Consider the following 23,008-nt stretch of genomic DNA (forward strand, 5'->3'; position numbering starts at 1 on the left):
TTGGGTATGCCGCGTAAACCTTAAGAACGGGCATACGCGCCAAACGGTTCGCGGGGCGGCTCCGCTTGCCGGCGACCGTGGGGCGCGGCACAAAACGCTCCGTGTTTTCGTGAAAGGTCCCCGTGCGCTCGATTCTCGTTCCCATCGCCATCCTCCTTCTTGGCTCGACGGCGGCCTGCGCCGCCCCGGCCTCGACGAAGGGCGTCGCGCCCGGCGTCCACGCCGTCGATGACGTCCGCCTGCTGTCGGCCGACGACATGGAAGGGCGGGGCATCGCCACCCCGGGCGGGGCCAAGGCGCGGGCCTACATCCGGGAGCGCTTCATCCAGATCGGCCTGAAGCCGCAGGGCCCGACGTTCGACCGGCCGTTCACCTTCGCCAGGAAGGACGGGACCCAGGTCCAGGGCGTCAACCTGGTGGCCCGCATCGAGGGCACGTCGAGTTCCGACAAGGTGCTGGTGGTCTGCGCCCACTACGACCACCTGGGGGTCAAGAACGGCAAGACCTATAACGGGGCCGACGACAACGCCTCGGGCGTGGCGGGCCTGCTGGCGGTGGCCGAGGCGTTCAAGGCCGCCCCGCCCCGCCACACGGTGCTGATCGTCGCCTTCGACGGCGAGGAGAGCGGGTTGCGGGGCGCCAAGGCCTTCGTCGCCGACCCGCCCGTTCCGCTGGCCAGGATCGGCCTGGCGGTCAATTTCGACATGATCAGCAAGAACGCCAAGGGCGAACTCTATGTCAGCGGAGCGGGGCCGCAGCCCTATCTCAGGCCGGTGCTGGACGGCGTGGCGAAGACGGCCCTGGTGACCCTGAAGCTGGGCCACGACACCGACGCCGACGGCCAGCAGAACAATTGGACGATGCAGTCCGACCAGGGCCCGTTCGCCGCCGCCGGCGTGCCTTGGGTCTATTTCGGCGTCGAGGACCACCCCGAATACCACCAGCCCACCGACGACTTCGACACCATGCCGCAGGACTTCTTCAAGCGGGCGGTGGCCACGGTGGTGTCGGCGACCCGGGCGCTGGACGACGACCTGGACGGGATCGGCAAGGGGGCGGGGCGGTAGTCAGGGTTTCGCCGAGGCGCCGCTGGCGGCGGCGATCTTGACCAGCATGTCCTGCGCCTGCTTGGCCGCCGCGCCGCCGTGCGGGCTGTTGGCCAGCGGCATGAGGACCTGGGCCGCCTCCTTGCTCCGACCGCGGGTCATCAGGCCGTCGGCGGCCTGCAGGCGGATTTCGCCGACCTGGGGCGCCAGCTTGAGGGCCATCAGCAGCGCCTGTAGGGTGTTGTCGGACGGATAGTTGGCCTCGCCTGACTTGCTCCGCGCGAAGTCGAGCAAGGTCTGGTAGCGCGCCGGATCAAGCTTGTAGGCCGTCGACAGCAGGGCGCCCGCCTGATTGTACAGCGCCTGGCGCTGGGCGGGCGCGGCGTCGCCCTGGGCCATCAGGCGGTCGGCTTCCAGGGCCATGGCCTCGACGTCCTTGGGATTGGCGGCGAGGCGGCGCTTGAGGATCACGGCGCCGATCAAGGGATCGCCCAGCGCCACCTCGGCCCGCGCCAGCGCCATCTGCGCGAACGCGTCGTCGGGGTAGCGGGCGCTCTTGGTCCGGATCTTGGCCAGCAGCGGCGCCTTGAACTGCGGCGACACCCCCGTCTTCACGTGCAGGTCGTCAAGCAGCAGGTCGTCCGCCGACGGTGGCAGCTTGACGATCTCGACGCTGGCCTTGGGGAAGTCGGCGCGCTTGAGCTGGGTGTAGCGCAACTGACCGCTGAGATAGGTCCGCAGCCGCTTCTTCCAGGCGTCCGGGGTCAGGCCGGTCGCCTGCTGCATGGCGTCGACCGACTCCTTGCCCTGGCCGAGCGCCGTCAGATAGGTCTTCAGCTGTTCGGCGCGTTGCGGGTCGCTGATCATGTAGTGGGTCAGCAGCCACGACTGGGCGTAGAAGGCGCCGCGCGCGCCCTGCGGGATGTCGTTCACCCGCTTGGACAGCACGTCGTCCATCGGAAGCCAGGTGTCGCCGACAAGGTTGCCCAGGCGGCCCGTGACCAGGCCCACCTGGATCGACGACGCGTTGACCGTCGAGTTCATGAAGTACTCGGCATAGCCCTCGACGAACCATGCCGGATAGCCGAACGGGAAGTTCTGCAGCATCAGGTGGTGGATATATTCGTGCAGCAGAACGTAGTCGTTGCCCGAGTCCGACAGCCCCATGGCGAAGATGTCGTAGTGATCGGCCGAGTAGAAGCCGACCACGTTGTCGGCCAGGCCGGGTGAGACCAGGCGCAGCTGCTTTGGCTCGCCGACCAGGTAGATCGGCAGCTTGCGGGCGGGCGGCGCGGGGCGTTGCAGCCCGTAGACCTCCCAGAAGACGGCGTCGAGCAGCTCGATGCGCTCGGCGTATTCGCGCAGCGTCTTCTCGTCGCTGCTGCTGTAGATGGTGAAGCGCGGCGTCTCGGCCCTCTGCCACGACGTCTGCGCCGCCGCGGGAAACGCCAGGACGGCCATGAGGACGCCCAGGGTCAGGCCCGCCTTCGCGCCCAGGCGCGCTACAAGTCTGGAAACACGCACGGATCAGTCGCCCCCTACTCTACGGCTTCACCGTATGGGCAGGGGCTGGGCGCATTCAAGTTGCATTTGGCGCCGGCGCGCGTTGCCGTGGACGCGAGGCGGACGTTTAGCCCGCGCTCTCCTCCGCCTCCTCGCCCTCGTCCTCCTCCAGTCCGAACACCTCGTCGATCACCTCGACGATCTCCTCCAGGTCATCCAGCGTGACCCGCAGCTTCAGCGTCTTCTCGTCGTCACCGGTGACGGTGAGGAAGATCCCGTCGTCGGTCTCTTCCAGGATGAATTCGTCAAGGTTGGCGATGGCGGTCATGGCGGTCTCCTCGGGCTGACGGGCAAGCGGCCGAGGCGGGGTGCGGGTTCCCCTCGGCGCTTGCCCTTCAACGGATAGATAGTGTCGCCGCGCGCCGGTATCGTGACAAACCCGTCGATGCGCGTTCTCGGCTAGAGCGCCCGACCTGGTTGCACCAGGCCGGGCGCTCTAGGTCCTTTGTTTTCGCGCATTTTCTTCACGCGAACCGGTACCCACTTCGCTCGAAAATGCTCTAGGCGGGCTCGCCCACCTTGTAGCGCTCGGCCGGGCGGTTGCGCGAGATGTTCGGCAGCAGCTTGGCCCGCGCTGCGTCATAGGCGGTGAAGTCGGCCGGGTCGGGCAGGGACGGGATGGTGACCAGTTCGCCCTGGTCGAAGCCGGCGATGGCCGCGTCGACCAGGTCGTCGACCTCCATCAGCATGCCGGGGTCGAGCGCCTCGGCGCCGCCGCTGCCGGAACGGTCCCAGATCTCGGTGCGGGTCGCGCCCGGCAGCACGGCCTGGAGATGGATCTTCGGGCTCAGCTGCAGGCGCAGGGTCTGGGTGAAATAGGTGACATAGGCCTTGGTTGCGCCGTAGACGGCCATCTGCAGCTCGGGGGCCAGGCCGACGACCGACGAGATGTTGACGATCGCGCCGCGGTCGCGGGCCGCGAAGGCCTTGGCGGCGGCGTGGGCCAGGCGGGTCACTGAGACGATGTTGAGCTGGATCATGCTCTCGACCCGCTCCACGTCCTGATCGACGAAGGCGCCCGCCAGGGAAACCCCGGCGTTGTTGATCAGGATGTCGATGGTCGCGTCGTCGCGCAGGCGGGCCTCGACCCGGGCCAGGTCGGCCTTCTGGGTCAGGTCGGCGGTGATGATGTCGATCTTGACGCCGGTCTCGGCCTTCAGCTTGGCGGCCAGGGCTTCCAGGCGGGCGGTGTCGCGCGCCACCAGCACCAGGTCGTGGCCGCGCCGGGCCAGGCGGTCGGCATAGGTCGCGCCGATGCCGGAGGAGGCGCCGGTGATCAGGGCCGCGCCGGGAATGTTGTGCTTGCTCATCGTCTTCTCGTCCTTGCTGGCGGGCCCCGTGGTCCGTCGTGGAGCAGAAATGGTATGTCGCTTGCAAATAGCAAGTTACTAACTTTCGATTTGCTAGCCGGCCTCCTATATTGGGCTCATGACCCGACGCACCTTCGATCCCGGACAGTGCCCGGTGGGCCGCACGCTGGAGCGCGTGGGCGACACCTGGAGCCTGATGATCCTGCGCGACGCCTTCCACGGCCTGTCCCGGTTCGACCAGTTCGAGCAGAGCCTGGGCGTGGCGCCCAACATCCTCAGCAAACGCCTGGCCGCCCTGGTCGAGGCGGGGTTCCTGGAGCGTAAGCCCTATCAGGCGCGGCCCGTGCGTCACGAGTACGTGCTGACGGCGCTGGGCCGCGACTTCGTACCGGTGCTGACGGCCCTGATGGCGTTCGGCAACCGGCACTTCGCCGTCGAAGGGCTGGCCAGCCAGATGGTCGAGGTCGCCAGCGGCCTGCCGGCCGATCCGGTGGTGGTCGACCGGCGCACGGGCCTGGAGATCGACGACACCCGCTTCACCGTCGCCGCCGGACCGGCCGCCCAGGCGCCGGCACGCGAGCGGATGGCGCTGATCGAGGCGCGACGGCGGGTGCGCCTCGACGCCGTGTGAGGCTTGAGCGTCAGTTCTCCACCCGCATCCACCTTCAATTGTGCATGGCCAAGTTTCGGCTTTTGAGTGTAGGTTTTCCCGCCGCCCGGCAGGACGCCGGGCCATGGGGGCGGGCGCATGGACATCAAACTGAACTTCATCAACCACTCGAACGACGCCAACAACAGCGAGGTCGTGATCTTCGCCAAGAACGTGGCGACCAGTGTCGGTGAGACGGCGGTGGCCTGGACGGTCATCCAGAACTGCGGCCAGGGCGACAACCATCCGTTCACCTACCCGATGACGACCCAGGTCGGGGCCAGCGACAGCTGGGGCAATTTCACGCCGCCGCAGGACGCGGCCGACGGCCAGCAGTTCTCGATGGTCCTGGAGTCGTCGGGCGATGTCCTGCGCGAGAGCGGACCGGCCGCGAGTCCCAATGAGATCGAGGTGCTCAACAACCTGCCGAAGGGAGCGATCAACGCCGGGATCTACAAGAGCGGCAAGCTCTACGCCCAGGAGACCACGATCGCGCCGCAGCAGAAGGCGGTGTTCCAGTTCAAGCCGACGATCTGGATCGGCGTGGCCTCGCAGGTGGTCCAGGGCGAGGTGATGAACACGGCCATCGTGTCGGAGATCAACAACGAGATCTCGCTGCTCGGCGTCGCCAGCGCCGACATCGTGATGACCGGCGGCGGCCCGGGCGCGGAATCGACGCCGTTCCAGTTCTCGCTGCAGAACGTCACCTTCGCCTGAAGGCGAAACGATCGACGCCTCTTGGGGGAGGGAACGATGATCTTGACCTGGCTATGGAAGCTGCTGCTGGCGTTCAGGCGGCGCGGCGAGCCGCCGGTCCTCGCGGCGCCGGTCCCTCCGAAGTCGCGGGCGGAGGCCTACACGCCGCCCAGCTTCATCAACGAGTCGACCGACGCGAACAATTCGGAGGTCGTGGTCTTCGGCGACGACGACGGGCCGCCGCCCGCGTCACCGGGGCGGTGACGGGGGCGCGCCCGATTGATCTCCAATCCCATCGTTGTCATCCCGGAAGCCTCGTAGAGGCTGTCCGGGACCCAGGGCCACCGCGACGCGCCGGCCCCTGGGTCCCGGCTCTCCGCTTCGCTGCGGCCGGGATGACAACCTGATTTATGAGCTTGATCGGTTCGTGCGATCAATTGAGCCCAGCGCCTCAGTCGATACAGATCGCGCCGGTCGCCTTGCCGTCCACCACCTTGGCGAAGCAGCCGAACTGGACGTTGGTCTTCTGGCACGTGCCGGCCACCGCGCCGGTGGTCTCGACATTGCCGTCCAGGATGCAGGCGCCCTGGCAGTCGGCCTTGTCGCGGCAGATCTTGTCGGCGTCGGCATAGGGCACGACGCAGGTCGGGCGTTGCAGGCGGCCGACCGGCTGCATCGTCCCGCCACGGGCCGCGCAGGTGGCGTCGGCGGTCTGGGCCGTGGGGGCCGGGCCGGGCGCGGTCGGGGCGCAGGCCGTCAGCAGCGCGAGGGCCAGGCTGGCGGTCGCCAGGATCGAGGTCTTGCGCATGGTCATTGTCCTTGGGCCGGGGCGTTCATGAAGCCAGGCATCCAGGCCTCGTGGGCCGCGCGCAGGGTTTCCAGGGGAATGCTGAACAGGCCCGAGGAGGCGAAGTCGTCGCCGCCCGCCACGCCCGCCAGGTTGGCGTGGACGCCGGCCTCCTTGGCCGCCGCCAGCACGCCGTCGGGGTCGGGGGTGGCGACCAGGTAGCGGGCCTGGTCTTCGCCGAACAGATAGGGGTGGGCGTGGGCATGGCTGTTGGCGTTCAGGGTGATCCCCACCTTGGACGCCAGCGCGATGTCGGCCGCCGCGATCAGCAGGCCGCCGTCCGACAGGTCGTGCAGGCCGGCCACCAGGCCGGTGGGGATCAGGCCGCGCACGAAGTCGCCGTTCTTGCGCTCCACGGCCAGGTCGACCGGCGGCGGAGCGCCGTCCTCGCGACCCAGGATCTCGCGCAGATAGATCGAGGCCCCCAGTTCGCCGTGGCACTCGCCGATCAGGACCAGGCTGTCGCCTTCGGCCACGTTGCCGAAGCCCATGCGCAGGTCGTAATCCTCGATCAGGCCCACCGCCCCGACGGTCGGGGTCGGCGGAATGGCGACGCCGTTGGTCTCGTTGTAGAGGCTGACATTGCCGCTCACGACCGGGAAGTCGAGCGCCCGGCAGGCCTCGGCCATGCCGTCGGTGGCGCGGACGATCTGACCCATGGTCTCGGGCTTTTCGGGGCTGCCGAAGTTGAGGTTGTCGGTGATGGCGATCGGCAGCGAGCCGGCGGCCGTCAGGTTGCGCCAGGCCTCGGCCACGGCCTGCTTGCCGCCCTCGTAGGGGTCGTTCTGCACATAGCGCGGGGTGACGTCGCTGGTCACGGCGATGGCCTTGCCCTTGCCGTGGATGCGCACGATGCCGGCGTCGCAGCCGGTGGCGCTGTCTTCCAGGGTGTCGGCCATCACGTGGCGGTCGTACTGCTCCCACAGCCAGCGCTTGGAGGCCATGTCGGGGCTGCCCACCACCTTGAGCACGGCGGCGTTCCAGTCGACCGGGCCGGCGATCTTGCCGGGGTCGAGGCGCGGATGCAGCGTCGGCTGCACCCACGGGCGGTCATACAGCGGGGCGTCGTCGAACAACGGGGCCAGCGGCACGTCGCAGACCGTTTCGCCGTGATGCTTCAGCACCAGGTGACCGGTGTCGGTGGTGACGCCGATGATCGCCGCGTCCAGGCCCCACTTTTCGAAGATCGCATGGCCGTCGCGCTCGCGGCCGGGCTTCAGCACGGCCAGCATGCGCTCCTGGCTTTCCGACAGCATCATCTCATAGGCGGTCATGCCGGTTTCGCGCTGCGGGACCATGTCCATGTTCAGCTCGATGCCGACCCCGCCCTTGCCGGCCATCTCGACCGACGACGAGGTCAGGCCGGCCGCGCCCATGTCCTGGATGGCGGCGACGGCGCCGGTGGCCATCAGTTCCAGGGTGGCCTCGATCAGCAGCTTCTCGGCGAAGGGGTCGCCGACCTGGACGGTGGGGCGCTTCTCCTCGGAATCCTCCGAGAACTCGGCCGACGACATGGTGGCGCCGTGGATGCCGTCGCGGCCGGTCTTGGAGCCGAAATACACCACCGACAAGCCGGCCCCGGGGGCGGCCGAGTAGAAGATCTTGTCGGCGTCGGCCAGGCCCACGCACATGGCGTTGACCAGGATGTTGCCGTTGTAGCCGGGATGGAAATTGGTCTCGCCGGCCACGGTGGGCACGCCGACGCAGTTGCCGTAGCCGGCGATGCCGGCCACCACGCCATCGACCAGGCGCTTGGTCTTGGGATGGCTGGGATCGCCGAACCGCAGGGCGTTGAGCAGGGCGATCGGCCGCGCGCCCATGGTGAAGACGTCGCGCATGATGCCGCCCACGCCCGTCGCCGCGCCCTGGTAGGGTTCGATATAGGAGGGGTGGTTGTGGCTCTCCATCTTGAAGATGATGGCGTCGCCGTCGTTGATGTCGATGACGCCGGCGTTCTCGCCGGGGCCGCAGATCACCCGGGGACCGGTGATCGGGAACTTCTTCAGCTGGTTCTTCGAGGATTTGTACGAGCAGTGCTCGGACCACATCACCGAGAACACCCCCAGCTCGACCAGGTTGGGCTCGCGGCCCAGGCGGTCGAGCACGACGGCGTACTCCTCGGCGTTGAGGCCAAATTCGCGGGCCGTGTCGGCCATGGACTTCTGGGGGGCGGGCGAGGTGCTCATGGAGCGGCCTTCTAGCCTGCGCCGGGGGATTCCGCTATATTCAAGCGACCAGAAGGACGCCGTAATGGGCATTGAGATCAATCGCGCGGAGACCGTGCGCCTCGCTCGTGAAATTTCCGAAGCCACCGGCGAAACGGTGGATGAGGTCATTCATCAGTTGGTTGTCGATCGTCACGCCCGACTTGAGCGTCCGTTGATCGGATCCAAGGAATACGAGGCCGAGAAGCGCGCTTTCTTCGAGGAGCTCGATGCTCGGCGAAAGACGGATGATCCAAGGCCTTGGAAGCAGGTTGAAGACGAAGAGCTTTACGACGCCCATGGCAATCCGATTGGATGATTGTCGATACCTCCGCGCTGGCGGCTATCGCGTTGGACGAGCCTGAAGCCGAACGCTTCTACGATCTCATCAAGGCGGCCGTGGCTCCGAAATTGTCCGCTGTCTCGTTCGTCGAGTTGGTCGAGGTTTTCGCCCGGCGAATGGAAACATCAGATCCGTTGTCTGCCGCGCAGCGGAATGTTGCTGCGTTGGGAGTCTCCATTATCGCCGTTTCCGCGGAACAGGCGGTGCTGGCCAGTCAGGCTCGCAATATCTACGGTAAGGGGCGCCATCGCGCCGAGCTGAATTTCGGCGATGTCTTCGTCTACGCCCTGGCCAAGAGCCTGGAAGAGCCCCTGCTGTTCAAGGGAAACGACTTCATCCACACCGACGTGAAGCGCGTCGCCTCTTAGTCTCTGGCCGTCACGGACCCCTACAGCCCGAACTCGACCCACAGCGGATAGTGGTCCGACATCCGCCAGGACAGTTCGGTGCGGTTCAGGGACTTCAGCACCACGCCCTGGAAGTTGATCCCTCCGGCGTGGCGGTAGTTCAGCGACAGGTAGGGCTTGTTCTTCACCGTCTCGAACCAGGCGATCTGGTCGAAGAAGCTCTTGAGGTCGGGGTGTTCGAGCGACGACGACAGGGTGCGCGGCACGGTCAGCAGGTCGGGGGCGGGAGTCAGGCCCGTGGAGGTGAAGGCCTGCCAGAGCGGGTCGCCGTGGCGGTCGATGTTGAAGTCGCCCATGCAGATCAGGTTGTGGCCGAAATCGTCCTCCTGCTCGGCCCAGCGGCGCAGCCATTTGGCGATGCCGGTCAGTTCCGCCACCCGGTCCTGGCTGGCGTCGCCATAGATGACGTGCAGGGTGACCAGCACCACGGTCTGACCGCCGGCCTGGAAGCTGACGGCGTAGGGCGTGCGGACGAACTGGCGCTGGAAGGCGTTGACCGGCGTGGCGAACGGCGTGTCGATGTCCTCGGGCACCACCAGTTCGCAGGCCAGGCCCGACAGCTTCACCCGCCGGCTGTCGAAGATGTAGGCCAGCCGCTCGCCGTTGCCGGGCGCGCCCTGGGTGACGTCGGTCATGACGAAACCGTAGTCGGGACCCAGCTTCTTGAGCGTGTGGCGCAGGGCGCGCAGATTGGCCTTGACCTCCTGCACCGCGACGATGTCGAAGCGGGACAGGACCTCGGCGATCAGCACGCAGGCGTGGAAGTCGCGGCGCGGCGTGTCGCCCGGCTGGCTGGCCCAGGCCTTGGTCAGGTCGCCGAAGGCGCGGATGTTCCAGGTGCCGATCAGCAGGTTGTCGCCATCGACCTTGCGCGGGATGGCGTCGAGAACGGGCGAGAGCGCGGCCAGGTCGTCGAGGACGGCCTGGGGCGGCGGATCGGTGATCTCGGCCATCGAAGGCCTCCCGCTAAGGTTGAACGATCATGCCTCGGAACGCAGCCATCGACAAGCTAAGTTGCTTGGATTCGCGGGCCGTGCCCTGGCGAGCGAGGAGAACGACGATGACGATGCTGGCGCGCCGAACCCTGCTGGGCCTGCTGGCCGCCCTGCCGCTGGCCGCCGCGGCGCCGGCCTCGGCCCAGGCTCCGGCCCAAGTCCAGGTGAGGGTGCGGATGGTCACCGACCTGGGGCCGATCGTCATCGAGCTCTATCCGGACAAGGCGCCGACCACCGTGGCCAATTTCCTGGCCTATGCGGACCAGCATCTGCTGGACGGCGGGGCCTTCTACCGGACGGTGTCGCCGAAGAACGACAACAATCCGGCGACCATCAGCGTCATCCAGGGCGGACTGAACCGCGACGACAGCCCGCTGCCGGCCATCGAGCATGAGACGACGAAAGCGACGGGCATCCTCCACACCGACGGGGTGATCTCGATGGCGCGAGGCGCGCCGGGCTCGGCGGGGTCGGAGTTCTTCATCTGCATCGGCGACAACCCCGCCCTGGATTTCGGGGGCGCCCGCAACAAGGACGGCCAGGGCTTCGCGGCGTTCGGCAAGGTGGTCGAGGGCATGGACGTGGTCCGCGCGATCCACGACGCGCCGACCGTCAGCAAGGCCGACGATCCCTACCTGAAGGGGCAACTCATAGAAAAGCCCGTTAAAATTCAAAAGCTAAGCAGGAACTAAGGCAGCTTGACCCTGGGAACGGGGTGAATCCCGAGTCGTTTCTTCCCCGTGCGCGATCGGCGCGCTGTCCAAGGAGAACGATCATGGGCGACGACAAGAAGACCCGCAATCCGCAGCAGCAGCAGAACGACCCGCAGCGGCAGGCCCCTGGTCAACAGCATCAACAGGGCGACAAGAACCGCCCGATGCCGAACGAGCCAGGCCGTGATCCCGGCGGCCAACCCGACCAGCGCCGCGACCGCTGACGACTACCGCTCCGTGAATGAAGGAAGGGCCGGAGGCGAAAGCCTCCGGCTTTCTTTAGTCCTCCCCCTCTGGGGGAGGGGTCGGCGAAGCCGACGGAGGGGGGAGTGATGGGCCGACGGCCGGATTCACGATCGACCTTCCTAAAACTCCCCCCACCGGCCTTCGGCCGCCTCCCCCAGAGGGGGAGGACTTGGCCCTTCTACTGCGCCACCACCGGCAGCTCGATGAAGCTGGCCGTATCCCCCGCGTGATAGACCCGCTGCGTCGCCTTCACATAGTCCCCCGGCTTGGCGAAGAAGATGTTGGGCACGAAGGTCTGCGGGTTGCGGTCGTAGAGCGGGAACCAACTGGACTGCACCTGGACCATGATCCGGTGGCCCGGCTGGAAGGTGTAGTTCGCGGTCGGCAGGATGAACTGGTACTTCAGCGGAGTGTTGGACTTGATCGCCTTGGGATCGCTGAAGCTCTCGCGATAGCGGCCACGGAAGATGTCCATGCCGACGGCCAGCTGGTAGCCGCCCAGCTCGGGCTGGCTGGGGACCTCGTCGGGGAAGACGTCGATCAGCTTGACCACCCAGTCGGCGTCGCTGCCGCTGGTCGAGGCGGTGAGGTTGACCTTGGGCACGCCGGCGATCTTCAGCGGCGCGGTCAGGGGCTCGGACACATAGCTGAGCACATCGGTGCGGTCGGCGACGGCGCGCTGGTCGGTCAGCAGCCACGGCGTCCAGCGGTCGCGGTCGCCGAACTTCATCGGGCGCGGGATATAGGGTACCGGCTTGGCCGGGTCGGAGACATATTCGTCATAGGCCGCCGGGCCCTTGGCCGGCGACGGAGCGCTGAACGACAGCCCGCCCTTCTCGGTCAGATAGAGGGGCTTGGCCCCACCCTGTGGCCAGGACTTGTAGCGATCCCAATGGTTCTGGCCGGGGTCGTAGATCAGCACCGGCGGGGTGTCGGCCTTGGGCGCGCCGTCCTTCAGGTACTGGTCGAAGAACGGCAGCAGTACGTCGCGGCGGAACTGCAGGGCGGTGTCGCCGTCCCACTTGAAGGCGCCCAGGCTGGAGCCGTCGTAATTGACCTGACTGTGACGCCAGGGGCCCAGCACCAGATAGCTCTTGTCGTTGGCCGTGTCCTTGGGCTCGGTGGCGGCGTAGGCGTGGACCGCGCCCCACATGTCCTCCTGGTCCCACAGGCCCTGGATCCACATGGTCGGCACCTTCAGGGGCTGCTCGGCCATGGTCTTGTCGAGCGCCTGCTGGCTCCAGAACGGCGTGTAGGCGGCGTTCTCGGTGGTCTTCTTCCACCAGGGCAGCTGGTCGATCCCGTGCAGCTTGGCGTAGTCGCCCGCCGAACCGGCCCGGCGGAAGGTCTCGTAGTCGTCGACCCCCGCGCGCTGAACCCCTTCGCCGGCGCCGCGCACCGTGGTCTGGCCGGTGAAGTAGTCGAAGTTCACCTGCCGGAAGGCCCCGAAGTGGAACCAGTCGTCGCCCATCCAGCCGTCGACCATCGGGCTCATCGGCGCGGCGACCTTCAGGGCTGGGTGCGGATTGACCAGGGCCATCACCACGGTGAAGCCCTCATAGGAACTGCCCAGCATGCCGACCTTGCCGTTGCTCTCGGGCACGTTCTTGGTCAGCCAGTCGATGGTGTCGTAGGCGTCGGTGGCGTGGTCGACCTCGCTGTTGTTCAACGGCCCCTTCAGCGGGCGGGTCATCACGTAGTCGCCTTCCGAGCCGTACTTGCCGCGGATGTCCTGGATGACCCTGATGTAGCCGTCCTTGACGAACACCTCGTCGCCCTGGGCCAGGGTGGCCAACATGTTGGGGCTGTCGTTGCGCGCCGTGCGCTTGGCGGCGTTGTAGGGCGTGCGGGTCAGCAGGATCGGCGCATTTTTCGCGCCCTTGGGTGTGACGATGACCGTGTAGAGTTTGGTCCCGTCACGCATCGGCACCATCACCACGCGCTTGTCGTAGTCATAGCCGACCTTGGGCGCGACGTACTTGCCGTCGATATCCGGCGTCAGGGCCGGGGTCTGGGCGTGAACCGTGGTGGCGAAGGCGGTCAGGGCGGCGGCGGCCAGCAGGGCGGCGCGCAGATTGGACGCGAGACTCATTGAAAGCTCCCCAAAAGATGCGGGCACCTTAGGAGCGGTTTTCGAGGGGCGCTATAGTATAACAGGGGTGGCGTGCTTGAGCCGGAGGCGGTCACGTGCTCCTGTGGCTTGCAACTGGTGATTGGGCGGTAGTCTATGCGTAAAGCTTTCCTGGCGGGCGTCGCCCTGACGTCCGTCCTGGCCGCCCAGCCCGTGGCCGCCGCGGATCTGGATCTCCGCGACAACTACGCCAACCGGCGTTGCCATGGCGGCGAGAATACCGGCGAAGGCCTGAATGTCGGCGTGCCTGGGCAGGAGGCCAAGGCCATCCTGGCGTCCCAGGGGCGCGTCAAGCGCAGTGGCAAGGTGCTGACGCTGGGCAAGGTCCGGCTGAAGACCAAGATGGTCGACGGCGAAGGCGACGACGGCGCCGAGTACGAATATCTGGGCGGCTGGGCGCGCTCGGGCCTCGAGGTGGTGTTCGTGCTGCGTTATGAGGACCTGGCCTGGCGCCTGATCGATCCGCGCGGCGGCCAATCGACCGAGATGGGCGGTCCGCCGCTCGCCTCGCCCAGCGGTAAGGTCATCGCGGCGGTGGGCGACGACAGCCTGATCAACGAGTTCAACGGCGTCGAGATCGTCGACTATCGCGACGGCAAGTTCGACACCCAGGCGATCGACGCCGACTATGCCTGCGATCCGGTCTGGCTCAGCGACGACGTCCTGCAGCTCAAGGTGCTGTCGCCGAAATACCGCGACAAGAACGGCGAGCTGCTGGCCGGCGAACTTCCGCCGTCGGCCTGGCGGACGACCCGGGTGGTTCGCAAGAACGGCGGATGGACGCTGGTTCCGCTCAAGCCCTAGGCGGGTCGGGGGATGATGACGCTGCGTTCGACCCGCTCGGGGTTTACACCATCAGGGTTCGTGGCGTGCGCGATCAGCAGGATGTCGCCGTCAAGCGCGTCGACCCAACGGGCGTTGTCGCCGATGTCGAAATAGATCCCGTCGATCTCGCAGCCGAAGGTTTCGCCGGCGCTTGCGGGCCAGCGCCTACGGATGGATCGCGCGTGAGCGTCCCATGGAACGCGCCGCATCGAGTCCAGATGCTCCTCGGCGAGCTCGATAAGGATCGCCTGAAGGTCCACACTCGAGCTGGAATTAAGCGCTGGCGAAGATGCTGCGGAACAGGATCGCGCCGTCTTCCGAGCCCAGGTCCGGGTCGAACGACCGGTCGGGGTGGGGCATCAGGCCCAGGACGTTGCCGCCGGCGTTGACGATGCCGGCGATGTCGCGGGCCGAGCCGTTGGGGTTGTCCTGGTAGCGGAACACCACCTGGCCCTCGCCCTCGATGCGGTCGAGGGTCTCTTCGTCGGCGAAGAAGTTGCCCTCGCCGTTGCCGACGGTCATCACGGCCGAGCGCTGCTCGCCGAAGCTGGCGGTGAAGCGGGTCTGGCCGTTGGTGATGTCCAGCGCCACCGGCTTGCAGATATATTTCAGCTTCTCGTTGCGCAGCAGGGCGCCGGGCAGCAGGCCCGCCTCGCACAGCACCTGGAAGCCGTTGCAGATGCCCACGACCGCCACGCCATCGTTGGCGGCCTTGATCACTTCGCGCATTACCGGGCTCTGGGCGGCCATCGCGCCGCAGCGCAGATAGTCGCCGTAGGAGAAGCCGCCGGGCAGGACGATCAGGTCCAGGTCGTCCGGCAGGGCCGTCTCCTGGTGCCAGACCATCTCGACGCGAGCTCCAGCGGAGCGCTCGATGGCGACCTTGCAGTCACGATCGCAATTGGAACCGGGGAAGACGACGACGGCGGCTTTCATGGCGCGGGCCTGTAGCATCGTTCGCGGAGGATGTCAGCGGCTCCTTCACTTCTCGTTGTCATCCCGGACAAGCGCGCAGCGCGCCGATCCGGGACCGGCGCGTGAACGCATGCGCTTTCGGCGGTCCCGGATAACGGCTTCGCCGTTTCCGGGATGACAGCCGAGGGACCGCTCTCATGCGAGAACGAAGGACCGCCTTAGGCGCACTCTTCCAGCACCGGTTCGACCGGCGTGGCGTCGGGGGACGGGAAGGGGACCTTGAAGGTGAAGGCGTCCGCCGTCGGGCCGTGCTGTTCCAGCAGCGCCAGGCGGGCCTTGGCCTCGTCGATGGTCGGCCGATGGCCGGCCGGGACCCACCACAGGACCATGAAGACGTCCATGTGCTCGAACCATTCGCGGCGGCGGCGCATGATCTGGACGTGGTCGCCGCGATAGACGAAGGCGCCCAGGGACGGGATGTCGGTCCAGACCGACATGTTGATGGCGATCAGCGGGTCTTCGTAGGGGGCCAGGTCGGTGGCGTTGTTGCCCTCGCCCGTCAGTCGCCAGACGAAGCCGGGCGAGGCCTCGGCCTGGGCGTTGACCGGGTCGAGGTTGTCGACGAAGTCCTTGATCATCGGATGATCGACCGGCGCCCGCAGGCGACCGATATTGACCTGGGCCAGTTGCCAGTCCGCGCTCATGTCGTTGCTCCCCTCGATGTGGTCTCAAGAGGATGGGGATGGCGGACCGCGTTCGCCAGGGGCTACTGTTCGTTGACCGACAGGACGGTGTCGCTGGTCACCTTGCGCGCCCCGGCCGTGCCCATCGGCACGGTGGCCGGCCAGCGGGCGCCCAGCAGCCGGTTCTTGGCCAGGCGGGCGATGCTGACCGAGTCGGACTGGTTGCCGCCCAGGACGAAGTAGCTCGAGGCGTCCTCGCCGACATAGAAGGCCACATGGCCCAGGCCGCCGTCGCGGGAGCCACGCCAGAACACCATCACCGCGCCGGGCTGGCGTCCGCACGGGGCGCCGAACCTCAGCCAGTTGCGGGCGCCGAGCGGATTGGTGGGCAGGGCTTCGGTCGTCAGGGTGGACCCGATGCAGTGGCCCACGAACAGGCCGCACCAGGGAATTTCGTCATGCGGAAAGTGCACGTCCAGATCATCGGCCCAATCCAGGATGATCTTGTTGTCGCCGGTTCCGGCGGCCTCCTTGAGGCCCTGTAGCCGGCGAGCCTCCTGGAACCAGACCAGGGAGACTTCGTCCAGGCTGTCCTTGGGCGGCTTGGACGAGCCGTCCAGCGCCTTGGCGGTGATCGGTCCGACCACGCCGTCGGCCAGCAGGCCCTTGCTGGTCTGGAAGGCGCGGACGGCGGCGGCCGTTCGGCGGCCCCAGACCCCGTCGATATTGCCGGGATCGAAGCCCTTGGCGGCCAGCGCCTTCTGGATTTCGAAAATGGTCATCGCCCACCTCGCCCATCTCACATACCGACGCCATGTGAGATTGCGCGCGAAGCGTGTATCTGTCGAGTCCTGCCGCCGACCGCGAGACGCGGTTCGACCGGATCAGGCGAAGCTGATCGCGTAGCTTTCGATCACCGTATTGGCCAACAGCTTGTCGCACATGGCCTTGACCTCGACCTCGGCCTTGGCGGGATCGGTTTCGACGACGTCGAACTCGATGGTGCGGCCGACCCGCACGCCCGAGACATCGGCCCATCCCAGCCCGTGCAGGGCGGCTTCGACGGCCTTGCCCTGGACGTCGAGGACGCCGGGCTTGAGGAACACTTGAACCTTGGCTTTCATATCTTTCCTGACCTTTTCACCCTCTCCCGGAGGGGAGAGGGAGGGGCCCATGCGCAGCATGGGAGGGTGAGGGGTGAAGGCGTTCGACGGCGCGCCGGCAGGGCGTGAAGTCGGATGGGGCGTAACCCCTCATCCTCCCACGACTTCGTCGCGGGCCCCACCTTCTCCCCTCCGGGAGAAGGTGCTTCGCCTAGTGCACGCCGCCTTGGATGACGGTGGGCATTTCCTTCATGATGCCGAGGCGGCGGGCCACTTCGGTGTAGCTTTCGATGACATTGCCCAGGTCGCGGCGGAACCGGTCCTTGTCCATCTTCTCGTTGGTGGTCGAGTCCCACAGCCGGCAGCTGTCGGGGCTGATCTCGTCGGCCAGGATCACGCGGCTGAAGTCGCCTTCGTAGATGCGGCCGAACTCGATCTTGAAGTCCACCAGGGTGATGCCGACGGCGCTGAACAGGCCGCTCATATAGTCGTTCACCCGCAGAGCCATGGCCATCATGTCGTCGATCTCCTGGGTCGCGGCCCAGTTGAACGCGGTGATGTGCTCCTCGGAGACCATCGGGTCGCCCAGCTTGTCGTCCTTGTAGTAGAACTCGATGATCGAGCGCGGCAGGGGCGTGCCCTCGGCCAGGCCCAGGCGCGTGGCGATCGAGCCGGCGGCGATGTTGCGCACCACCACCTCGAGCGGAATGATCTCGACTTCCTTGATCAGCTGCTCGCGCAGGCTCAGGCGGCGGATGAAGTGGTTCTGCACGCCGATCGCGTTCAGGCGAGTCATCATGTACTCGCTGATGCGGTTGTTGATCACGCCCTTGCCTTCGAGCACGGCCTTCTTCTGGGCGTTGAAGGCGGTGGCGTCGTCCTTGAAATACTGGATCAGAGTGCCCGGTTCGGGGCCCTCGTACAGGATCTTGGCCTTGCCTTCGTAAATCTTCTTGCGGCGAGTGGTCATGGCTCTCGTCGAGGCCCTTCTGGTTGCGGGCGCCTCTTGTCCGGAGAAACGAAAAGCGCGCGCGGCGGATAGCTGCGCGCGGCGTTCGACTCAAGGCCGCTCACGAAAAATGTCGATCGGAAACCTAGCTGAACGCGGCCCCTGGCGCAAACGGGGCTAGCCGCGACCTCGGGATTGTGAGCGGATCATGGGCGATGCGGCGTTGCTTCCGATTGCCGGGCGGCTCGCCAGGGGATATGCAGCCCGCTCAGAGACTATTGGGGCTTTCATGACGACCTTCGACGACCGCGAACAGGGTTTCGAACGCAAGTTCGCGCTGGAGCAGGAACAGGAATTCAAGGCGACCGCCCGTCGCAACCGCCTGCTGGGCGAGTGGGCGGCCGGCCTGATGGGCCTGGCCACCGTCGAGGAATACGCGCGCGCGGTCGTGAAGTCCGACTTCGAGCAGCCCGGCGACGAGGACGTGCTGCGCAAGGTGGCCGGCGACCTCAAGGGTTCGGGCGTCAATGTCAGCGAGGGCGAAGTCCGTCGCAAGATGGACGAGCTGCTGGCCATGGCCCGCGGTCAGATCGCCGCCGGCGAGTAGGCCGGCGTTCGCGCCAACGGCTTGGCGCGACAGAATTATTCTAAATCCATCCACAGGGCCCGATCGCGACGTTCGTCGCGGCCGGGCCTTGTTGTCTTGGGAGTCCCGAGCTCGCGAAACGGCGGGTACGGATCGAGTGCTCTCATAGGTAGATAGAAAATCAGATAGCGCGCCCAGGTTTCTTTGGGCGCCGCCCGAAGCCGGATGTATCACTCTCGCGGGAGGCGACCGACAGGGTCGCCCACACCAGGAGGACACACCATGGCGGATGATATCGGTACGCTTCACACCCAGAAGGCCGAAGGCACGGACCTCGGCCTCTATTTCGTCAAGGCGGTGGTCGGCAATGTCGGGACGCCCGGCGCGCCCATCGTCAACCTGGCCCTGACGGTGCAGGCCGCCTCCGGCCACGTCAGCGGCATCGCCGAGATCAGCCAGGCGATCGTCGGCGGCCATCACCGCTTCCCGGTCACCGGCCAGATCTATCAGACCGGCTTCGGGCCCAACCACCAGCTGGTCTCGCTGCATGGCGAGTTCGTCTACAGCGTGCCGCCGCCGGCCATCGGCTCGTTCCTGGCCAGGTTCACGGCGGCGCTGACGGTGGACCAGGCCTGGAACGGCTTTGGCGGGTTCAACTATCTGAACACCCACGTCGAGAAGGTCCCGGTCAAGAAGATCGCCTGACCGGCCCATGAAGGCATGGGCCCGCGCCGCCTTCGGGCGGCGCGGGCCTTTCCACGTCACCAGACCCGCGAGCGGTCTTCGGGCTTGAGGTAGTAGGCCTCGCCCGGCTTGACGCCGAAGGCCGCGTACCAGGCGTCGATGTTGCGGGTCGGGCCGATGACCCGGAAGGCTGGCGGCGAATGCGGGTCCGAGGTGATCTGCTCCTTCAGCGCGTCGTCACGCACCTTGCTGCGCCAGTTCTGGCCGAACGCCAGGAACAGGCGCTGGTCGCCGGTCAGGCCGTCGATCACCGGGGCCGGCTTGCCGCCCAGCGAGGCGTGATAGGCGTCCAGCGCCACCTGCAGCCCGGCCAGGTCGGCGATGTTCTCGCCCATGGTCAGCTTGCCGTTGATGAACATGCCCGGCGCGCCTTCATAGGCGTTGTACTGCTTGCCGAGGATTTCGGCCTGGACCTCGAAGCGTTTTCCGTCTTCGGCGGTCCACCAGTCGCGCAGCTTGCCCGTCTCGTCGAACTTGCGGCCCTGGTCGTCGAAACCGTGGCTGATCTCGTGACCGATCACCGCGCCGATGGCCCCATAATTGACCGCCGGATCGGCCGCCGGGTCGAACAGCGGCGCCTGCAGGATGCCGGCCGGGAAGACGATCTGGTTCTGCGAGGTGTCGTTGTAGGCGTTCACGGTCTGGGGCGTCATCTGCCACTTGCCGTGATCGACGGCCTTGCCCAGGTCGCTCAGCTCGTAGGCCCACTCGAAGGCCCGGCTGCGCGAGACGTTGCCGTAGAGGTCGCCGGCCTCGATCTTCAGCCCCGAATAGTCGCGCCACTTGTCGGGATAGGCCACCATCACCGCCATGCGCTTGAGCTTGACCTGGGCCTCGGCCTTGGTCGCCGGGCTCATCCAGGGCGCGTCGTCGATCCGCTTGGCCATGGCGACCTTCAGGTTGCCGATCATCTCGACCATCTGGGCCTTGGAACTGGGCGGGAAGTAGGTCTCCACATAGGTCCGGCCGACCAGCTCGCCCAGGCTGCCGTCCACCAGCTGCACGCCACGCTTCCAGCGCGGGCGGATCGTCGTCTGGCCGGAGAGGACCTTGACGTACTCGAAGCGGCTGTCGACGAACCGCTTGGAAAGGTAGGGCGAGGCCTCCTCGACCAGGTGGAAGGCCTGCCAGGCCTTCAGCGTCTCCAGCGGCGTCTCGGCGTAGATCTTGGCGATGTCGCGGATGGCGGTGTTCTCGTTCAACACCATGGCGCCCAGGCCCGGCATGCCGGCCGCGGCCAGGTAGTCGGCCCACGGGAAGGCGGGGGCGTAGGTCGCCAGCTGGTCGACGGTGACGGGGTTGTAGGTCTTGTCGACGTCGCGCCGCTCGGCCGCCGGCCAGCTGACCGTGGCGATGCGCGTCTCCAGGGCCATGACCTGCGCCGCCGCCTTGGCCGGATCGGCGTAGCCCGCGGCGGCCAGGGCGCGCTGGACGAACGCCGCATAGGCCTCGCGCTGCGGCTTGAAACCGTCGGTCAGGTAGTAGTCGCGGTCGGGCAGGCCCAGGCCCGACTGATAGACATAGAGGGTGTTGACCTCGGGGCTCTTGATGTCGGGCGCGACGTCCAGCTGGAACAGGTCGGCGCCGAAGCCGCCGTGCGCGGCGCCCATCAGCCGGGCGAAGGCGGTCTTGTCGGCCGCCGCCGCCACCTTGGCCAGGTCGGCCTTCAGCGGCCCGTCGCCGACCTGCTCGACCTTGGCCTCGTCGGTAAAGCTGTTGTAGAGTCCGCCCAGCTGGGTCGAGGCCGGGGCCTTTTCGATCACGGCCCGAAGCTGGTCCTGGGAGCGGTTGTAGACGTCGTTGCCCGCGCCGGCGCTGCCCTGGTCGGCCGGGATCTGAGTGCGGGCGAACCACGCCCCGTTGACGTACCTGTCGAAGTTGTCGCCCGGCTTGACGCTGGTGTCGCCGGCCGTCAGGTCGACTCCCCAGGCGCCGTACATGGGTTTTCCAGCTGGAGGGCTGGCGGAGGCGGTGGGTTCGGCCGCGAAAGCGGCGGCGGACATCGCGAGCGCCGAGACGGCGGCCAGCAGGATCATGCGCATGTGGAACCTCATCCCCTCGAAGGGAGAGGATGCTGCCTGAGTTGGCGGCGGAGCGCAGATGAAAAACGCGTAATGTGGCGACGCGGACCTCTTTTACCGTTTTCCCGCCGGGAAAATCGGGGAGGAGAGGCTCTAGTCCAGCCACGCCTTGATCGCGCCCCACGCCTCCGCCTTCTCCGCGAACGACCGCGCCGCGTGGGCGGGGCTGGAGGAGGGCAGGGCCAGGGTGGGCAGGCGACCGCCCAGCAGCTTGCCGCCCAGCCTGGCGGCCGTGCCGCCGTTGAAGGCCACGGCGCGCAGGGCGGGGAGGGTCTCGACCAGGGCGACCAGGTCGTTGGCTGTGGCGTCCTGGATGGCGGCGTCGAGGCTGCCTGGGCGGTCGGCCTGGGCGATCACGTCCCATAGGCCGACGCCGCGCGACAGCAGGGCCGCCAGCCGGTCTTCATACGAAAGCGCGACCAGCGGCGTGGCCAGCACCCCCTCCAGCAACCGCCAGAAGGCGTTGCGCGGATGGCCGTAATACTGCGCCAGCGCCAGGGAGGCGTCGCCCGGCAGGCTGCCCAGGATCAGGACGCGGGTGCTTGCGTCGACGACCGCCGGGAAGCTTGCCTTGCGCCCCTCCCGGAGGGACAAGGATCTAGTCCTAGCCCTGCTCGCCGAACACCCGCCGGAAGATCACGTCGACGTTCTTGGTGTGGTAGCCGTAGTCGAACAGCTCCTCGAGCTCGGCGTCCGACAGCGCCTTCGACACCACGGCGTCGGCTTTCAGGAAGTCGATGAACCGGCCCTCGCCGCGCCACACCTTCATCGAATTGCCCTGCACGGCGGCATAGGCGTCCTCGCGCGACACGCCCTTCTGGGTCAGGGCCAGCATCACCCGCTGCGAGAACACCAGGCCCCCCAGCTTGTCCAGGTTCCTGGCCATGTTGTCGGGATAGATGTTGAAGCGCTCGATCACCCCGGCCAGGCGGCGCAGGGCGAAGTCGAGGTGGATGGTGGCGTCCGGGCCGATGCCGCGCTCGACCGACGAGTGGCTGATGTCGCGCTCGTGCCAGAGGGCGACGTTCTCCAGGGCCGGGGTCACGGCCGAGCGGACCAGCCGGGCCAGGCCGGTCAGATTCTCGGTCAGGATCGGGTTGCGCTTGTGCGGCATCGCGGACGAGCCCTTCTGCCCGACCTCGAACGGCTCCTCGGCCTCCAGCACCTCGGTGCGCTGCAGGTGGCGGATCTCGGTCGCCAGCCGCTCGACCGACGAGGCGACCACGCCCAGGGCGCAGAAATAGGCGGCGTGGCGGTCGCGCGGGATCACCTGGGTCGAGACCGGCTCGACCACCAGGCCCATCTTGTCGGCCACGTGCTGCTCGACGCGCGGATCGACATTGGCGAAGGTGCCGACGGCGCCGGAGATCGCGCAGGTGGCGATCTCGAACTTGGCCATGGCCAGCCGCTCCTTGGCGCGCTGGAACTCGGCGTAGTAGCCGGCCAGCTTGAGGCCGAAGGTGATGGGCTCGGCGTGGATGCCGTGGCTGCGGCCGACGCAGACCGTCATCCTGTGCTCCAGCGCCCGACGCTTCAGCGCCGCCAGCAGCAGGTCGACGTCCTCGATCAGCAGGTCGGTGGCCTTGGACAGCTGCACGGCGAAGCAGGTGTCGAGCACGTCGCTGCTGGTCATGCCCTGGTGCAGGAAGCGGGCTTCCGGGCCGACGATCTCCGACACGTGGGTCAGGAAGGCGATGACGTCATGCTTGGTGACGCGCTCGATCTCGTCGATGCGGTCCGAGTCCCACACCGCGTCGCGGCCCTTCTCCCAGATCGTCTCGGCGGCGAGCTTGGGGATGACCCCGATTTCGGCCATGGCGTCGGCGGCATGGGCCTCGATCTCGAACCAGATCTTGTACTTGGTCTGGCTGGACCAGATGGCGGCGGCTTCGGGGCGGGAATAGCGGGTGATCATGAGGCCGGGGTTTCGGCGCGGAGGGGGTGAGAGTCAAGGGCGGGGAGGGGGCAATTC

General features: G+C 67.2%; 27 protein-coding genes. 11 read left to right on the forward strand and 16 right to left on the reverse strand.

Going from position 1 to position 23,008, the window contains the following annotated elements; genetic code table 11:
* The first annotated feature begins 122 nt into the window (after positions 1-122).
* The gene (locus ASD79_RS21225) at positions 123-1,067 is read left to right on the forward strand and encodes a M20/M25/M40 family metallo-hydrolase (protein WP_082585057.1); all 945 of its coding nucleotides are present in this window, start codon (positions 123-125) and stop codon (positions 1,065-1,067) included.
* Here the strand turns inward: ASD79_RS21225 and ASD79_RS21230 are convergent, their stop codons facing one another.
* The 3 genes from ASD79_RS21230 to ASD79_RS21240 all read right to left on the reverse strand — a co-directional run bounded on the left by ASD79_RS21230 (position 1,068) and on the right by ASD79_RS21240 (position 3,919).
* A complete protein-coding gene (locus tag ASD79_RS21230; protein ID WP_156400617.1) occupies positions 1,068-2,570 on the reverse strand; it encodes a lipopolysaccharide assembly protein LapB in 1,503 nt (500 codons plus the stop codon). It abuts the gene before it with no gap.
* 106 nt (positions 2,571-2,676) lie between these two features.
* A complete protein-coding gene (locus ASD79_RS21235; RefSeq protein WP_056725370.1) occupies positions 2,677-2,877 on the reverse strand; it encodes a hypothetical protein in 201 nt (66 codons plus the stop codon).
* Positions 2,878-3,109: 232 nt separating this feature from the next.
* Positions 3,110-3,919 carry an SDR family oxidoreductase gene (locus ASD79_RS21240; protein WP_056725373.1) on the reverse strand — a complete coding sequence of 270 codons (810 nt, stop codon included), beginning with the start codon at positions 3,917-3,919 and terminating at the stop codon, positions 3,110-3,112.
* 118 nt (positions 3,920-4,037) lie between these two features.
* On the opposite strand from ASD79_RS21240, the gene ASD79_RS21245 reads away from it, so the two are divergent.
* The 3 genes from ASD79_RS21245 (at position 4,038) to ASD79_RS21255 (ending at position 5,528) form a co-directional block, all read left to right on the forward strand.
* Positions 4,038-4,550 (forward strand): helix-turn-helix domain-containing protein, encoded by a 513-nt coding sequence (locus ASD79_RS21245; protein ID WP_056725375.1) that lies wholly within the window; start codon positions 4,038-4,040, stop codon positions 4,548-4,550.
* 117 nt (positions 4,551-4,667) lie between these two features.
* A complete protein-coding gene (locus ASD79_RS21250; RefSeq protein ID WP_056725377.1) occupies positions 4,668-5,285 on the forward strand; it encodes a hypothetical protein in 618 nt (205 codons plus the stop codon).
* Positions 5,286-5,321: 36 nt separating this feature from the next.
* Positions 5,322-5,528: a hypothetical protein gene (locus ASD79_RS21255; RefSeq protein ID WP_056725380.1), complete on the forward strand. Its 207-nt coding sequence runs from the start codon at positions 5,322-5,324 to the stop codon at positions 5,526-5,528.
* 187 nt (positions 5,529-5,715) lie between these two features.
* On the opposite strand, the gene ASD79_RS21260 is transcribed toward ASD79_RS21255, so the two are convergent.
* Both ASD79_RS21260 and purL read right to left on the reverse strand, forming a co-directional pair.
* Positions 5,716-6,072 (reverse strand): hypothetical protein, encoded by a 357-nt coding sequence (locus tag ASD79_RS21260; protein WP_056725387.1) that lies wholly within the window; start codon positions 6,070-6,072, stop codon positions 5,716-5,718.
* A gap of 2 nt (positions 6,073-6,074) precedes the next feature.
* The gene (gene purL / locus ASD79_RS21265; protein WP_056725394.1) at positions 6,075-8,297 is read right to left on the reverse strand and encodes a phosphoribosylformylglycinamidine synthase subunit PurL; all 2,223 of its coding nucleotides are present in this window, start codon (positions 8,295-8,297) and stop codon (positions 6,075-6,077) included.
* Between the two features lie 64 nt (positions 8,298-8,361).
* Between purL and ASD79_RS23560 the strand changes: the two genes are divergently transcribed.
* Positions 8,362-8,634 (forward strand): type II toxin-antitoxin system VapB family antitoxin, encoded by a 273-nt coding sequence (locus ASD79_RS23560; RefSeq protein ID WP_082585062.1) that lies wholly within the window; start codon positions 8,362-8,364, stop codon positions 8,632-8,634.
* Positions 8,631-9,026: a type II toxin-antitoxin system VapC family toxin gene (locus ASD79_RS21275; protein WP_056725396.1), complete on the forward strand. Its 396-nt coding sequence runs from the start codon at positions 8,631-8,633 to the stop codon at positions 9,024-9,026. The genes ASD79_RS23560 and ASD79_RS21275 overlap by 4 nt, the downstream gene beginning before the upstream one ends.
* 20 nt (positions 9,027-9,046) lie before the next feature.
* Here the strand turns inward: ASD79_RS21275 and ASD79_RS21280 are convergent, their stop codons facing one another.
* Positions 9,047-10,018, reverse strand: coding sequence for an endonuclease/exonuclease/phosphatase family protein (locus ASD79_RS21280; protein ID WP_056725397.1), 972 nt, complete (start codon positions 10,016-10,018; stop codon positions 9,047-9,049).
* A 107-nt stretch (positions 10,019-10,125) separates the two neighbouring features.
* Between ASD79_RS21280 and ASD79_RS21285 the strand changes: the two genes are divergently transcribed.
* The gene (locus tag ASD79_RS21285; protein ID WP_235524553.1) at positions 10,126-10,752 is read left to right on the forward strand and encodes a peptidylprolyl isomerase; all 627 of its coding nucleotides are present in this window, start codon (positions 10,126-10,128) and stop codon (positions 10,750-10,752) included.
* Between the two features lie 83 nt (positions 10,753-10,835).
* On the forward strand, positions 10,836-10,997 hold the full coding sequence (locus tag ASD79_RS24740; protein ID WP_200952341.1) for a hypothetical protein: 162 nt from the start codon (positions 10,836-10,838) through the stop codon (positions 10,995-10,997).
* A gap of 200 nt (positions 10,998-11,197) precedes the next feature.
* Here ASD79_RS24740 and ASD79_RS21290 read toward each other — a convergent pair whose 3' ends face one another.
* Positions 11,198-13,111, reverse strand: coding sequence for a CocE/NonD family hydrolase (locus ASD79_RS21290; protein ID WP_056725398.1), 1,914 nt, complete (start codon positions 13,109-13,111; stop codon positions 11,198-11,200).
* A 135-nt stretch (positions 13,112-13,246) separates the two neighbouring features.
* Between ASD79_RS21290 and ASD79_RS21295 the strand changes: the two genes are divergently transcribed.
* Complete coding sequence (locus ASD79_RS21295) at positions 13,247-13,954, forward strand: hypothetical protein (protein WP_056725399.1); 708 nt, start codon at positions 13,247-13,249, stop codon at positions 13,952-13,954.
* On the opposite strand, the gene ASD79_RS21300 is transcribed toward ASD79_RS21295, so the two are convergent.
* From ASD79_RS21300 to purC, 6 genes are all read right to left on the reverse strand, one after another.
* Positions 13,951-14,235 (reverse strand): hypothetical protein, encoded by a 285-nt coding sequence (locus tag ASD79_RS21300; protein WP_056725400.1) that lies wholly within the window; start codon positions 14,233-14,235, stop codon positions 13,951-13,953. The genes ASD79_RS21295 and ASD79_RS21300 overlap by 4 nt on opposite strands.
* Positions 14,236-14,248: 13 nt before the next feature.
* Positions 14,249-14,911: a phosphoribosylformylglycinamidine synthase subunit PurQ gene (gene purQ / locus ASD79_RS21305; RefSeq protein ID WP_056725552.1), complete on the reverse strand. Its 663-nt coding sequence runs from the start codon at positions 14,909-14,911 to the stop codon at positions 14,249-14,251.
* Between the two features lie 197 nt (positions 14,912-15,108).
* A complete protein-coding gene (locus ASD79_RS21310) occupies positions 15,109-15,594 on the reverse strand; it encodes a DUF3291 domain-containing protein (protein WP_056725401.1) in 486 nt (161 codons plus the stop codon).
* 62 nt (positions 15,595-15,656) lie between these two features.
* Positions 15,657-16,355 (reverse strand): TIGR02594 family protein, encoded by a 699-nt coding sequence (locus ASD79_RS21315; RefSeq protein WP_056725402.1) that lies wholly within the window; start codon positions 16,353-16,355, stop codon positions 15,657-15,659.
* A 102-nt stretch (positions 16,356-16,457) separates the two neighbouring features.
* Positions 16,458-16,697: a phosphoribosylformylglycinamidine synthase subunit PurS gene (gene purS / locus ASD79_RS21320; protein WP_056725403.1), complete on the reverse strand. Its 240-nt coding sequence runs from the start codon at positions 16,695-16,697 to the stop codon at positions 16,458-16,460.
* A gap of 190 nt (positions 16,698-16,887) precedes the next feature.
* Positions 16,888-17,646: a phosphoribosylaminoimidazolesuccinocarboxamide synthase gene (gene purC, locus ASD79_RS21325; protein ID WP_007668486.1), complete on the reverse strand. Its 759-nt coding sequence runs from the start codon at positions 17,644-17,646 to the stop codon at positions 16,888-16,890.
* Positions 17,647-17,914: 268 nt separating this feature from the next.
* Between purC and ASD79_RS21330 the strand changes: the two genes are divergently transcribed.
* On the forward strand, positions 17,915-18,232 hold the full coding sequence (locus tag ASD79_RS21330) for a DUF1476 domain-containing protein (protein ID WP_007668482.1): 318 nt from the start codon (positions 17,915-17,917) through the stop codon (positions 18,230-18,232).
* Between the two features lie 261 nt (positions 18,233-18,493).
* Positions 18,494-18,916, forward strand: coding sequence for a DUF1842 domain-containing protein (locus ASD79_RS21335; protein ID WP_056725404.1), 423 nt, complete (start codon positions 18,494-18,496; stop codon positions 18,914-18,916).
* 56 nt (positions 18,917-18,972) lie between these two features.
* Here the strand turns inward: ASD79_RS21335 and ASD79_RS21340 are convergent, their stop codons facing one another.
* The 3 genes from ASD79_RS21340 to purB form a co-directional block, all read right to left on the reverse strand.
* On the reverse strand, positions 18,973-20,997 hold the full coding sequence (locus ASD79_RS21340) for a M13 family metallopeptidase (protein WP_056725405.1): 2,025 nt from the start codon (positions 20,995-20,997) through the stop codon (positions 18,973-18,975).
* A 132-nt stretch (positions 20,998-21,129) separates the two neighbouring features.
* Positions 21,130-21,630, reverse strand: coding sequence for a DNA-deoxyinosine glycosylase (locus tag ASD79_RS21345; protein WP_056725406.1), 501 nt, complete (start codon positions 21,628-21,630; stop codon positions 21,130-21,132).
* A gap of 10 nt (positions 21,631-21,640) precedes the next feature.
* The gene (gene purB, locus ASD79_RS21350) at positions 21,641-22,951 is read right to left on the reverse strand and encodes an adenylosuccinate lyase (protein ID WP_056725407.1); all 1,311 of its coding nucleotides are present in this window, start codon (positions 22,949-22,951) and stop codon (positions 21,641-21,643) included.
* Positions 22,952-23,008 lie beyond the last annotated feature (57 nt).

Source organism: Caulobacter sp. Root655 (genome assembly GCF_001427665.1).
Lineage (GTDB): Bacteria > Pseudomonadota > Alphaproteobacteria > Caulobacterales > Caulobacteraceae > Caulobacter.